Genomic DNA, 12,916 nt, shown 5'->3' on the forward strand with positions numbered 1-12,916 from the left:
CGGAAGTGTAGTGCGCCAAGTATCGGCGCTGGTAGATGGTTCGTGGAATTGTGTGCCGACAGGGGCGGGGCCGGGGCTGCGAACTCACGCGGAGAACCCCGGCCCCGCTGCCGTGCCCTTGGGGGTGAGGGCGCCGACCGTTCCACCCAAGCCCGCAGTTCGGTACAGGTGGAAGACGTCGTGGTCTTGATTCACTCGGTCGTGTGACCGAAAAACCCTGGCAGAGCGCTTGTATTCGACCGATTATGGCCAGGGCCGAAAGTGCCCCGCTCCCCCACCGGCAGGTGAAGGAACGGGGCGGGCGGCGCTCCCGGTTCAGGAGACGGCGGATTCGGCCTTGTCGGTCTCTTCCGAGTTGAACTGCAGGAGCAGTGCGGTGTACTTCCGTCGGGCGGCCGGCTCCATCCGCTGCACCGTCATCTGCAGGAGCTGCTGCGGGTCGTCCCACGGCACATCGTCGGCGACGGTCGGCCGGCTGGACGCGCGCGGCCCCGGCGCTCTCGGTGCCGCGGCCGGCTCCTCTCTCTGGTCCGGCACTGGAGACGGGCTCTGTTCCGCGGCGGTCGCGGCCGGCGACACACCCTGGGTGGCCTGGGCAGGCGCCTGGGGTTGTGTGGGCGGTGGTGCGGGCTGGGACCGCTGGCGTGCCTTCTCGGCGCGCGCGTCGGCCTCCCGTCGCTGCTCCTGCGGCGTCAGCTTCCCCAGGTTCCGTACCTGCTCGGCTGTCCGGCGTCCCTCTGCCAGGTCGGCCTGCAGCTCGGGGCTGGCCTTCAGGATCGACAGCTTGGAGGAGATGGTGGACTGCGCAAGTCCCAGGCGCTGCGAGGCCTTGCTCTGGCTTCCGTAGAACTTCACCAGCGACTCGAGGGCGTTGGCCTCCTCGAGATCGGTCATGCCATCACGGTGGTAGTTGGCGACGAACGCGGCCTCGAGGAGTGATTCGTCCGTGGCCACCCGGGCGTCGTCGACGGTCACCTTGATGGTGGCCAGTCCGGAGCGCCGGGCGGCCTCGAGGCGGCGGTGCCCGTCGACGACCACGTAGCGGGCGCCGTCATCGAGTTCGCCGGCCCGGTCGGCCCGCTCTTCGAGGTAGGCGGCCACGCTGGCGACGGTGATGGAGTTGATGACGCCCAACTCTTGGACGGACTGTGTCATGTCGTCCAGGTTGCGCAGGTGGTCGCGTGGGTTGTCGGGATTCTGGCTGATCACGGACACAGGCAGTTCGGTGGGGTTGGGAACGCCTTCGGTGGGCGCGCCGGTTACGGCGGCGGTGGCCGCGCGCCGCGCACTGACCGGCCGTGCCCGTCCGAACGAGGCGCCGGTGCCGAGCTCGTCCGCGACCCGGGTCATGAGATCTCCCGGGCCAGGGCGCGCATCGTGACGGCCTGTTCGCTGCGGGGGGCGTACGCGAGGAGCGGCTGCTTGAGGCGGACGGCCTTGCGTTGCTCGGTCAGGTCGCCGACGACGGACACGACCCGCGGATCCTTTATGTCCATCCATGCCTGCAGCGAGGACGTGGCGATGTATCCGCGGCGCGGGTCGTACAGGTTGACCACGATGCCCAGGTAGTCGACTTCCAGGGCGAGGTCGTCGCGGAGGTCTTCGATCTGGGACGTGAGCAGGTCGTAGGCGTCTGCGGAACTGTCCTCTGCCTGGACGATGATGAGGACGCCGGACGCTCCGGGCCGTTCGCCGTCGCGTCGGCGCCCGTAGTAGACCGCGGCGTCCATGCTCAGGCCGAGGGTGGGCGGGCAGTCGATGATGATGGCGTCGTACTGGTCCTCGATGGGTGCGAGGGCCCGCTCCAGGGCCGCCTCGCGGGCGCGGACCTTGGACAGGGAGACGTCCAGGAGGAATCCGTCCTGGCAGCCGGGGAGCAGGTCCAGGCGGCCGCCGAACCGGTCGTCGGCAATCGGCACGATGAGATCTCTGATGTGGCCCTTGGCTTCGCCGGCCATGTGCTTGGTGAGGCTGTCGCCGTCCATGGGCAGTTCGTCGTGCCCGAGCTGCTTGGTGAGGTGGCGTTGGGGGTCGAAGTCGACGAGCAGGGTCCGCTGTCCGAGGCCGGGGAGCTCTTCCACGCTGAGGGGGTCCGCGGCGTGCGTGTCGGAGTCGTCGGGGTGGTCGGCGAGTTGGGCGGCGAAGTACTTGGAGATCCGTACCGGGTGAAGGGTGTTGCTGTCTTCCGCGAGGGCCTGGCCGAGGCCGGCGGCGATGGCTGTTTTGCCGACGCCGCCTTTCTGGTTGCAGACGACGGCGCGGCGGGTGTGCTCCGGGCGCTGGATCTGGGGCGCCGGGTTGGAGTCGAGCCACAGTTGGACAGACTGGGCGAGGCCTTGGATGAGGGACACCTTGCGGTCCGCGCAGACCGTCCTGAAGTCGTCCCACTGGCCTGGGGGGAGGAACGTGGCGAAGGAGTCGGCGCTGGCGGTGTCGACGGGGGCCGGGTTGGATGCAAGGGCGGTCCAGGCAGTGATGCCCTGTTCCACGGCGTTCTGGATGTCGATGCCGTGCTGGGCGGTTCGGATTTTCAGGTCCTGCCGGAGCCATCCCGGCAGTTTGGAGACGACTTTCTCGCGGTCGCTCGAGGTGGCTGGAGAACTCATGGCGGCCACCTTACTAACGTTGGTGATCGTTCGTGCCCATCGACACGTTAGTTGGTGTCTTTCACTCGGTCGGGTCCCGGATTATCACGCCGTGATAATCCGTCACTGCCCCTCGGCGGCCGGTCCGGACGGCGGCCGATTATCACGGCGTGATAATTGCCGATCATGGTCCGGGTGGCGGTGTCCGCGCGGGCTCGATTATCACGCCGTGATAATCACGCGCCCCGGCCCGCGCTGGCGTCCAGGTGCTCGCGCGTCAGCTGGTCGAGCATCCGCCGCTCGGCCGCGGCCTCGTAGGCGTCGACGACTTCCTCGGCCTCGAGATGGTCATTCGCCTTCTCCCACTCGAGGTAGGCCTGCCAGCACTGGGGTGCCAGGTGGTGCACGTCGGCGTGCAGCAGGCACGCCCTGGGCGGTTCGGCGGGCTGCGTGGCGGCCGACAGCGTAGGCACGGCGGTCTCCGTTCAGGAAGAAGGGGGTTGAGTGACCAAGTTCCCGCAGACGCCGGTGATCGGTGCCCCCGCCCGCGGTCAGGCGACGATCCGGCGCACGGGGATGCCGGCCTTCTTGGCGCGCCTCATGCAGTCCGCGGTGCCAGCCGAGTTGTTGTGATGGGCGGCGACGACCAGGACCGGACCGCGGTCGACGAGGAGCTGGTTGCGGCGGCGTCCGGCCGTGGGGCAGTAGTCGCCGCGCCGTCCGCGGCGCCGGTGTCCGGGCTTGCAGTCCGGGGCGCACGGTCCGGACCAGTCGGCGGGCTCGCGGTGGCGGGGGATGCCGTGTCCGATGGCCCACAGGTCTCCGAGGGCGTCGGCGCCGTCTTCGCAGGCGCCGTGCTCGAGCTGGATGCCGTCGTATCCGAGCTGCGTGGCGTCGTGCCACACGTCCATGAGCGTGTCGGCGAGAAGCTGCGGCTCCGGCCACGAGCGTGAGCCGGTGAGGCAGATCCGGGCGAGGCCGATGGGGCTGCTCATGCGGTGCCGAACAGCCGGCGGGGCTCGCGGCCGCCGTTGTGCTTGTAGGCGAGGGCTGCCTGCACGCTGGCCTGCAGCGGGTCTTTCGGCTTCGCGCCGGTTCCATTCCGCTTGAGGTCTTCGGTGGTCGGCTTGTGCTCGAGCGCCGCGGCGAGGGTCAGCCGGTATCCGGAGGATGCGGTTTCGCGGGTGCGTACGGGCGCTTCGGGCGTGGCGGCGGGCTCAGGTGCCGTGTCCGGGACGGTGGGGGATGCGAGGGCGCCGACGGACAGCACCCGGACGGCCCGTACAGCCTCCTTGCCCAGCTTGTCGTTGATCTGCTTGGCGAGCTGGCCGGAGAGAAGGCGGAGTTGGGTGGCGTAAGCGTCGCTGCCGGGGCGCAGGTCGAGCCGTCCACGGTCCGCGTCGTAAGCCACGGCGTCGACCTTGCCGACGAACTGCGGGCACAGGTCTACCCACCGCTCGAGGACGCTGCCGCCGTCCAGGCCGGACTTCCAGCCCTGCTCCGCGCTGAGTGTGCCGACCAGGTCGGCGAAGCTGACCGGGTCGCGGCCGCCGGTGCGGTCGACACGTCCCGCCGGCCGCCTCCTCCGAATAGGCGTGACACCCGGCCGGCCGTTGGCTTTCCACACGGCCAGGGTCTGGCGGGCGAGGTCCCGCCCGGACGCCGTGGGTGGGGTCTCGTCAGACATAGCTGGCCTCCTGTCGGGACTTGCTCTGGGCGTCCATGCGGACGGCGTACGTGCACAGGCGCTCGCCGTACAGGTCGATGGCGTCGTCGGGGTCGTCGGCGTAGTGGTCGGCGACGTCGGGCCACAGGTTCCAGTCCAGGCGGGCGGCGCGGCGGTCGTCGTCGGTACGTACCGGCTCGGCGGGGCCGGTGCCGAACAGCGCTTCGAGGGAGGCCAGGTCGGCGGCCTGCTGTGCAGTTGCTGCACGCCAGGTCTGGCCAGCGAGCCGTTCGGCATCCGCGGCCAGCACCGCGTCGTGGGCTGCCTGCTCGGCGAGGGCTGCGCGGATGTAGTTCGCGGGCTGCTTCGGCCGCCAGCCCAGGCACATGCCGGCGAGTTCGGCGGCGATGTCGTGGCTGTCCAGGCCGCGGTCGATGAACGGGCGCAGCACGTAGGCGAGTCGGCGGAGCCGTTCGGTCTGGGTCCAGTTGACGAGGGCACGCACCCGGCGGGCGATCTGGATGTCCCGGGCTACCTGCAGCGGATGACGGCGGGAGGGACCCCCCTCGCTGCTGCTGCGCTTTTGATCGGTCTGGTCGGGGAGGGATTCGGTTTCACGGCTCGCGCGCTTGCGCGGGGTGTAGTTAAAACCACTCTCTACCTGAACCTGACCCACTTCCTTAACCACGGTCAGGGAAGGGGGCGCACAAGATCCGGAAGGCTGGTTGTCCACAGGGGAGTTATCCACAGGCTTCCGCTGGTGCACGACGATGCGGGCCTCGTACCCGGTACCGATGACCTGGTGGCCCATGGCCCGGTCGTACACGGCCGGGATCACGGCGGCGTACACGGTCGCGGTGCCTGCGTAGCCCTTGAGGCCCAGTGCCCGGCGGATGTTGGTCTTGGTGCCGTGGACGACCCAGGCGAGGGCCCCGAGCTCGCGCAGCACGGCGGCGTGCCGCTTCACGGTCGACTTGTCGATGCCGAGGCGGGCCGCGGTCTCCTCCATGCAGTACCGGGCGTGCCCGGTGTCGTAGTCCATGCGGGCCCCCAGATCCTGCGCCACTTTGAGCGTGGTGGCGTTCGCCCGCGGGTGCAGGCCGGCTGCGATCAGCCATTCCACGGCGCGAAGCCACCGACGCGGGCCGGACCGGCGCGACGCAGTGTGTTGCACGTTCTGGGCAGTACCGCGGACCGGTTCGGCCTGGCCGACACTCTCGCACACGCGTTCGAAACTGTCAGGTGTGGTGATCGTGTCGCCAGGCGCCCGCTGTCCCGGAATTGCCTCAGAGGCAGGGGAGATTGTTCGCGAAACGCCGATAAGGGGGCGTGGAAGCTGACAAGAGGTCAGTGCGTCGGGCACTATGGACTCGCTTTCGTCCGATGGATGAGGGCAGCAAAAAGCCCGCCCTTGTTGGTGGGTGCTTCTCGGTAGAAGCAGTTCGCTCGGAGGATCTGGGCCGGTCGCCAAACCGGATCAGAGGCTCAGAGCCCTAGCTCGGTCGCCAAACCGAGCCGTATGAAGTGGCCGCGCACGGTGCGCCAACACCAGCGGCCGGCGGTAGAGGAAAGCCCCCGCCATAGGGGCACGTACCTCCCGCCCAGGAATCGCTAAGTCACGAGACCCCCTCGAACAACGAGACTTGACGGGCAAGCGGTCGGTTCGACCAGACCACTTCGGTTCCCCGCGGCACGTCGGTGCGACCGCGGGAGTTTGTGGCAGCTCGGTGTACGGACACCTCGAGCCGATCCCATTCGCCGTAGAGCTCGGTGTACAGAGGCGACGGGTAGCCGGACAGCAGGACCAGGCCCTGCACCAAATGCAGGGCCTTCGCCAAGGTGCGGTGGAAGTCCTCGCTGTCGGCCTCGTGCGCGTAGTCGCGTGCGCACTGACGCGTGCCGGACAGGTACGGGGGGTCAAGGTAGAAAACCGTGTCAGGCGCGTCGTGGACTTCTACAACCTCGACCGCATCCCGGTTCTCAACCACAACCGACCGCAGCCGGTCCGCGAGCTGCCACAGGCGATCCACCAAGTTCGTCGTGGCGGTGGCGTCCGTGTGCCGTGTCCTTATGCCATTGGACCATCCCGCGCGGCCGCCGGAACCAGCCGCATTGTGGCCCTGCGTCGTACGCACGAAGAACCGCCGAGCGCGCTCAAGGTCCGTGAGGCCTTCCTCGGACAGGTCTGCGGCCGCGAACTCATCGCGGGCGTACGGCGTGAGCTTAAGAGCGCGCACGAGGTCATCCTGCCGGTCCCTCAGAGCACGGAAGAACACGATGACGTTCCGGTCCAGATCGTTTATTACCTCAACAGGCGCGGGCCGCTTCGCGAACAGCACAGCGGCTGATCCGGCGAACGGTTCGACGTAGACCCGGTGATCGGGGATGAGGTCGACGATGTGGCCGGCCAGACGGCCCTTCGCTCCGTAGTAGGGGAAGGGGGGCCGCAGGCCGCCGCGGCTCACAGGAGCGGTTGGGTAGTGGTGACAGGGCCCGGCTGCATCGGCGGTGTGATCTTCACGCCGGTGGCTCGAGTCCCACTGTCTGTCTGCCCGGATGTCCGGGTACTCTTCCGCATAGCGGCCACGCTTTCACTTGTCTGGTAACTGGTGTCGTGGTCCGGCCCCGCTGCAGTCCTGAGTGTTGACGCACCCAGGAGCGGGGCCTTTCCTTTTGAGTTGTCGCGCCCGTCCGGCCGGCTCGTTTCTGAGTGGCCGTCTGGCGCTGTGCGCAGCCTACCGGTTGAAGTCGCCACGTGCCCAGCTCCTTGCCGTCTGTGTCGGATCAGCGTCTTGTCATCAGATGCCCAGGTCATCGGACAGCCGTGCGACTCACGATCTTTGTCCAATAGAAAGTCACCCCGAATAACGGATCCGAGCGGTCTGCCCTGGCTTCGCCTCAGGAGGCTCTGGCCAGCGGGAACGGGGGTTCCGGCGCGATCTGCGGCCGGATGTCGTGGAGTTCGGCGGGCTGGTCCTCGGCCTCTCGTTCGCGGCGGCCTGCGCGGCCGGTGCGGATGGCTTCGACGCATTTGGGGTGCCGGCAGTGCTGATTGTTGTAGTGGGCCTCACCGTGCTCCTTGGCGTCGTCGCGGAGCTTCTTGCCCTGTGCTCGGGCTTGTTGGAGGGCGCTGGCGAAGGCGTTGTCGGTGCGGGCGTGCCGTTGGGGGATGTTCAGGCTGATGCCGACGTGCGCGGCGGCGTCTTGGAGGCGCATGCCTTCGGCGACGGCGTCGAGGTATTGCTGGCGGAGTTGGTCGTTAAAGCGGTGGGCGGGTCCGCTGCCCGGGCCGCCGGTCACTGGTTGTCCCGGGGGCGGGTGGTGCCGTGTTCGTGGTCGGCGGGGTGGTGGAGGCGGGCGGTGCGGTCGGCGTGGCGGGCCATGCCCTGGTATCCGGCCTCGCGGAGGGCGGTGCGGAGGCGGTCGAATCCTTCCGGTGTCCAGCGGGGGCGGGCGAGGGATTTGCCGACGACGACGCCGACGGGCAGGGCGCGTTCCCAGATGGCGCGGACCAGTTCGGGGTCGGCGTCGGGCCATAGGAGTTCGGGGAGGCGGTCGGGGCGGCCGACGGTGTGGAGCATGCCTTGGGCGATGAGGCCGGCGAGGTGGTCGCCGGCGGTCTGGCACATGTCGGCCAGTTCCCGGTCGGCGGCCGCGGGGACGGGTGCGGCTGGCGCCGGGGTGATGGCGTCTGGGGTGGTGGTCACGAGGCTGCCTCCAGGCGCGCGGTCGGGACGGGGAGGAGGGTGGGGTGCTGGGCGAGGGGCGGTACGAGGCGCAGGCGCCGGGGCCCGCGCGCAGCCGGGACGGCGGCCGCGGTCTGCGGTGCGGGCGGGGTGTGGCGGCCGCGCGGGTAGTGCGGGAGGCCGGGGATGAGGAGCTGGATGGGCCGGCCGGGGGCGATACGGCGCTGCCGGATGCCGTCCGTGGTGGGGGCAGCGGCGTAGGGCCAGCGCCCGTCGGGCCGGATGGTCAGCGACGGCGGGATGAGGCCGTGCTCGCGGGCGGTGTCGAGGAGCTGCTGCCGGGTAGCGGTCTCCCGGTCCAGACCGAGCAGGCCGCAGAGCGCGGAGCGGTTCCAGTTCGCCGTGCGCAGGTCCATCCCGGCCCGGTAGGCGACGAGTTCGTCGTCCGTCTCCCGTGCGAGGGCGCGCAGGACGGCGCGCTTCTGGGGGGTGCGGCAGGCGGCCAGGTCCCGCTCCGGGATCCCGGTAGCACTGTCGTGGGTGCGGCGGGCGATCAGCGCCCGGTGGCGTTCGAGGGCGAGCTGCCCGCCCCAGATGCCCTCCGGTTCGGCCAGGTGCCCGTCGGCGGTCTCTGTGTTCGCATACGCGCGGCAGGCGTCCTTGACGGGGCAGTAGCTGCACACCTGCTTGGCGGCGCGTTCGCGGGCGTGCCGGCCGGCCTGCGGCTCGGCACCGTCACCGGTGTACGGGCCCCACGCGTCGACGGACAGGTCGGGGTCACCGGCCGCACGCGCCGGGTCTTCCGCGTCGGGGCCGCAGCCCCGGTAGTGGTACCGCGGGTGGTCGGTCAGGGCCCTCAGGGCGTCGCGGGGTGTCAGCATGTCGGTCCCCCCTCCGGGGTCTGGCGGACGTACAGATCTATGGCGTCGTCTAGGAGCCGGTCGGCTTCGGCGAGGACGGCCGTTGTCTGGGGGCTGTCGTCCAGTGCCCGGTCGGCGGCCGCGCGTAGGAGCCGTTCGTACGCTTGCCGGTCGCGTTCGTGGCATCCGGCGGTCAGATGCGAAGCGGCGCGCTCCGTTTCCAGAGCGCGCCGCATGTTCCGGTGCTGCCGCCATGCCAGGAGGCTGGCGGTCAGGGCCGTGGTGGTGAGCACCACGGCGTGCGTCAGGGGCATGGTGCTCACCTCCTTTGGGGGGTGTCTGTGCTCGGGTGTCACGGGCGGGGTGTCTGCCGGGCCCGGTAGGCCTCGATGTGCAGGACGGTGAAGCCGAGCGCCAGGGCGAACGGGATCATCAGGAGCAGGGCCACGGTGGTTCTCCTGTCAGGCGGCCGGGGGCCGGTTGCCGGGGAGCTGGCGCTGTTTGCGGCGCTGCCACCAGGAGTCGCCGGCGCAGAACACGGCGGACACGGTGAGGATTGCGGGGATGAGGATGCGCATGGTGGGGCCCCCTTATGCGGCCGTGACCAGCTGTGTGTCGGCGTACCGGTCGAGTTCCTCGCCCGTGATGGACTCGACCAGGGCGCAGAGGATGACTTCCGCAGCGTTGGGGGTGACGGCGTTTCCGTACTGGCGTACGCGTTCACGCTTGCTGCCGAGGACGATGTACTGGTCGGCGAAAGACATTGCGCGCCCGATCTCGTGGGGCTCGAGCATCCGGAAGAGGACGTCGTTGATGTCGACGTCGCCCTTGACGAGCGCGTACCGGTCACGGGTCGAGAGGGTGCCGACGGGCTCGGCCACCGTCTTGGCGGTGCCGTTGCCGTAGTAGGGCACCAGCAGGTGCTCCCAGGAGACGAGCGACTGGTGGCCGGCCGTCGTCATGGTCCGGAGGAATTCGGCTGCCGTGGTGCAGTGTTCGCCGCCGTCGCCCTTGCTGCCGTTGTTCCGCATCACCATGGCGGGGATGTCGGGTGTGACGAGGCCGTGGTGGTTGCCGTTTGCGGACACGGTGCCGAGCGCTTCGTGGATGGACCGGCCGCGCAGCTGGTCACCGCCGCCCCGCATGGTCACCATGAACGGCAGCCACGCCAGGCCGGTCTCGTTCCGCGCGGTCTGGGTCCGCAGCGGCGCGTTGGCCGATCCGGCTTCCTTGCCGTCCCGCCCTTCCACCGGGATCAGCAGCGGCGGGATCGCCAGCCCGTCGTTCTCGCGGGTGGTGCGGCAGGCCATCGGGTCGAGGACCGAGGAAGGATCGTTGCGCCAGGTGCCGCCGGCCGGAACCATGAACGGCTCGTAGGCCATGGCTTTGGTGGCCGTGGTGGTCTGCGCCGTGAGGGGTGCGTCGACCGGCCAGGTCCGCACGCCGGGCCTGCGCTCGAAGGTGTGCCCGGCCGCCTCCAGGGTGATGGGCCGGGCGAACTTGTCGAGGCCGGCCTGGATGCGGGCCAGCGTCTTGTCCGCCAGGGGCTTGGCCCGGTCGCCGATCCGCTGGCCGGGCAGGGTCCAGTCGATGGCGACTGCGGCGGGCAGGGTGGAGGGTTCGATGATGCTGTTGCGGCACTTGGCCTGCGGGCAGCGGTACACGTACTGCTGCCGGTAGCGGCCCATGTCCCGGCCCGGTGTCTTGAACGACTGGACGGCCTGCACCCACATGTCGCAGGTGGGGCACCAGGCGCGGGGCCGCAGCCACTTGTTCCAGTCCGGGGTCCGGTTCAGGGACTTGTGCCAGTAGGCGACGTACAGGCGGTCGCGGGACTGCGGGGCGCGGTGCAGGGCGCGCGGGTCGGCGTGCATGCTGTTCAGCGCGATCACGCGGGTGGCGTAGCCGAGTTTGTGGATCTCGCCTATCCACCGGTCCCACTGGTCCCAGGCGCGGACGTCGACGACGTTCTCCACCACGCCGGCCTTCACCAGGCCGCCGCGCTCCTGCACGCCGCGGAGGTACAGCGGCACCTCCTCCATCAGTGCGCGGGACCGCTCGACCTCTTCGGAGGGGGCGAAGGCGTCGTCGAACAGATCGCCCTGCAGGGTGGTGGCGAAGTCCCGCTTCTTGCCGCGGGCGTTGGACCACTGCGGGCATTCCGGGGAGGCCCAGAAGATGTCGGTCACGGGCCACCGGTCGACGGGGGCCTCGCGGATGTCGCCGCGGTAGTGGTCGACGGTGGGGAAGTTCGCGGCGTGGGACTCGATTGCGCGCTCCCAGTGGTTCGCTGCGCGCTCCACCCGGACGCTAGGGATGGCGTGCGCTCCCTGCGAGGAGCCACCGGCCCCGCAGAACCAGTCCATGACGGTCAGCGCGTCGTTGTCGGCTCGGTACATCAGGCGGCGCTCCTCTCGGTGTGGCCGCCCTGGGGGGCCTGCTTCAGTTCGGCGATGCGGACCGTGAGCAGCGTGCGGAACGGCAGCCAGTTCCCGAACGGGTCCTGCACCTGCTCGTCGATCACCGCATGCTTTTCCGCGTCGGCCATGACCTGCTCCAGTGCGAGGGGCTTGTCCCAGCAGCGCTGTGTCTGTCCCATCAGTCGGTCCAGGTGCGGGGCCGCGGTGCTGTCGTCCTTCCCCGAGGCGGCGGGCACGGCAGCAGGGGAGCTCTTAGCGGCTGGCTGGTTGTCCGTCTTCCGCTCGCGCGTCGGCCCGCCCAACTCGGCAGCAAGCTCCGGCGCCAGCTCCACACCCGGTTCGAGGATCTGAAGGTCCGATGAGGTCCACAGGTTCAGCGCCATGCCGAAGCGCATGCCGGCGTTGCGGAGCGCGTCGCCGATGATCTCCTTGACGGCGTTCGCGCCGTCCTTCCCCGTTGCGTCGCCGTACCCGATGCGGGTGACGCCGCACACCGTGAGGCGGATCCACATACCGCGGTTGCCGTCGTACTGCGGCAGGCCCAGCTGGTCGAGCGCCAGCGGCTCCCAGTCCCAGAACGGGTCCGTGTTCAGCAGCCGGTTCGTCGCCTCGGCGTGCCCGATGTACTTCAGGCAGATGTGTGCCTCGGTGACCTTCTGGCCGTTGCACCGCTGGCACTTGATCTCGGTGTGCCGGTCGCACACCTTGGGCCAGGTCTTCTTGGCCGAGCACGCCTTGCACCAAGGCTGGGGCTTGTAGCGGACCTCCCGCTGGTCGAACGGCTCCCGCAGCTTGTGCAGGGAGGCGATCTGCTCGGCCCGGGTGTAGCCGTACGTACCGGCTGGCTTCGGGGCCTGTTCCAGCAGTCGCTCCAGCCTGCTGACGAGGTCTTCGGCGTTCTGGTTTTGGGTGTGCGAGGTGGGGCCCTCCGCCGTGATGCTGGCGGGGGCCTCGGTGGCCGGGGGCATGAGGTCTCTCCTATGGGGTTGTTACAAGCGGTGCGGGTGCGGGCCCGGTTGTCGGCGTCCAGGCCCGCACCCGCGTGCTGCTACTTCTTCGCCTTGGGGGCGTACGGGCCGACCTTGTACTTGCGGAGCAGGCCGTCGATGGCGAGGCTCACCAGGTACAGGCGGTCGCCGCCCTCCCGGGCCTGCCCGCACATGCGGTGGACCTGTGCGACCAGGTCGGCGTCCGGGATGCGAACGACCAGGTTGACGCGCTTCCCACCCGTGGCGCGGGGCAGCGGCTTCGGCTCGAACTGCCCGTTCACGAACGCTGCCAGGATGGCGGTCACGTCCGCGGACAGGATGTTGCCGGCTGCGGCAGCTGCTGCCTTGAGCTGGTCCCGCCACTCTTCGCGCATGCCGAGCGACAGGCTCGGGCCCCGGTTGTCCTCCACGTCCTGGGAGTCCCTGCGGAGCCGGGTGACGAACTCGGCCCCCTTGGGGGAGAGCACGTAGTCGATGGCCTCGACCTGATCGGGGCGGCCGGCCTGGCGGCAGGTCTCGGCCGCGGCGACGAGGTGGTCGCGGCGCTTGCGGTCGGTGCTGGACAGGGGCACGGAGTGGGGTCCAATCGGCGGGCGCCGTCCGGACTTGTTGCGGCCGGGCGGTCGCGTGGGGGCGTTGACCACGCCAGTCTCCTCCAATTTGTTGTGCCACGGCAATGCGATCTGGGTGTGTGGCGGGGGGGTGGTGTT

14 protein-coding genes are annotated in these 12,916 nt (G+C 69.8%); all 14 read right to left on the bottom strand.

Features of this window, described 5'->3' with window-relative positions:
• Window positions 1-315: 315 nt before the first annotated feature.
• The 14 genes from AB0D12_RS31460 to AB0D12_RS31525 all read right to left on the bottom strand — a co-directional run bounded on the left by AB0D12_RS31460 (window position 316) and on the right by AB0D12_RS31525 (window position 12,778).
• On the bottom strand, window positions 316-1,350 hold the full coding sequence (locus AB0D12_RS31460) for a ParB/RepB/Spo0J family partition protein (protein WP_362690315.1): 1,035 nt from the start codon (window positions 1,348-1,350) through the stop codon (window positions 316-318).
• Window positions 1,347-2,606, bottom strand: coding sequence for a ParA family protein (locus AB0D12_RS31465; protein ID WP_362690318.1), 1,260 nt, complete (start codon window positions 2,604-2,606; stop codon window positions 1,347-1,349). Before AB0D12_RS31465 ends, AB0D12_RS31460 begins: the two co-directional genes overlap by 4 nt.
• Window positions 2,607-2,821: 215 nt before the next feature.
• The gene (locus AB0D12_RS31470; RefSeq protein ID WP_362690321.1) at window positions 2,822-3,058 is read right to left on the bottom strand and encodes a hypothetical protein; all 237 of its coding nucleotides are present in this window, start codon (window positions 3,056-3,058) and stop codon (window positions 2,822-2,824) included.
• Between the two features lie 78 nt (window positions 3,059-3,136).
• On the bottom strand, window positions 3,137-3,580 hold the full coding sequence (locus tag AB0D12_RS31475) for an SLOG family protein (protein WP_362690324.1): 444 nt from the start codon (window positions 3,578-3,580) through the stop codon (window positions 3,137-3,139).
• Window positions 3,577-4,272, bottom strand: coding sequence for a DciA family protein (locus AB0D12_RS31480; RefSeq protein WP_362690327.1), 696 nt, complete (start codon window positions 4,270-4,272; stop codon window positions 3,577-3,579). Before AB0D12_RS31480 ends, AB0D12_RS31475 begins: the two co-directional genes overlap by 4 nt.
• Complete coding sequence (locus AB0D12_RS31485) at window positions 4,265-5,374, bottom strand: cell wall protein (RefSeq protein ID WP_362690330.1); 1,110 nt, start codon at window positions 5,372-5,374, stop codon at window positions 4,265-4,267. The genes AB0D12_RS31480 and AB0D12_RS31485 overlap by 8 nt, the downstream gene beginning before the upstream one ends.
• 493 nt (window positions 5,375-5,867) lie before the next feature.
• Complete coding sequence (locus AB0D12_RS31490; RefSeq protein ID WP_362690333.1) at window positions 5,868-6,716, bottom strand: DNA adenine methylase; 849 nt, start codon at window positions 6,714-6,716, stop codon at window positions 5,868-5,870.
• 433 nt (window positions 6,717-7,149) lie between these two features.
• Entirely contained in the window at window positions 7,150-7,551 is a 402-nt protein-coding gene (locus AB0D12_RS31495; protein WP_362690336.1) for a hypothetical protein, read from the bottom strand.
• Window positions 7,548-7,958, bottom strand: coding sequence for a hypothetical protein (locus AB0D12_RS31500; protein ID WP_362690339.1), 411 nt, complete (start codon window positions 7,956-7,958; stop codon window positions 7,548-7,550). Before AB0D12_RS31500 ends, AB0D12_RS31495 begins: the two co-directional genes overlap by 4 nt.
• Window positions 7,955-8,818, bottom strand: coding sequence for a WhiB family transcriptional regulator (locus AB0D12_RS31505; RefSeq protein ID WP_362690342.1), 864 nt, complete (start codon window positions 8,816-8,818; stop codon window positions 7,955-7,957). Before AB0D12_RS31505 ends, AB0D12_RS31500 begins: the two co-directional genes overlap by 4 nt.
• Complete coding sequence (locus AB0D12_RS31510; protein WP_362690345.1) at window positions 8,812-9,111, bottom strand: hypothetical protein; 300 nt, start codon at window positions 9,109-9,111, stop codon at window positions 8,812-8,814. Before AB0D12_RS31510 ends, AB0D12_RS31505 begins: the two co-directional genes overlap by 7 nt.
• A 276-nt stretch (window positions 9,112-9,387) precedes the next feature.
• A complete protein-coding gene (locus tag AB0D12_RS31515; RefSeq protein WP_362690348.1) occupies window positions 9,388-11,196 on the bottom strand; it encodes a DNA cytosine methyltransferase in 1,809 nt (602 codons plus the stop codon).
• Entirely contained in the window at window positions 11,196-12,185 is a 990-nt protein-coding gene (locus AB0D12_RS31520) for a hypothetical protein (RefSeq protein ID WP_362690350.1), read from the bottom strand. The genes AB0D12_RS31515 and AB0D12_RS31520 overlap by 1 nt, the downstream gene beginning before the upstream one ends.
• 80 nt (window positions 12,186-12,265) lie before the next feature.
• Entirely contained in the window at window positions 12,266-12,778 is a 513-nt protein-coding gene (locus AB0D12_RS31525) for a hypothetical protein (RefSeq protein WP_362690353.1), read from the bottom strand.
• Window positions 12,779-12,916: the final 138 nt, after the last annotated feature.

The organism is Streptomyces sp. NPDC048479 (assembly GCF_040651435.1).
Lineage (GTDB): Bacteria > Actinomycetota > Actinomycetes > Streptomycetales > Streptomycetaceae > Streptomyces.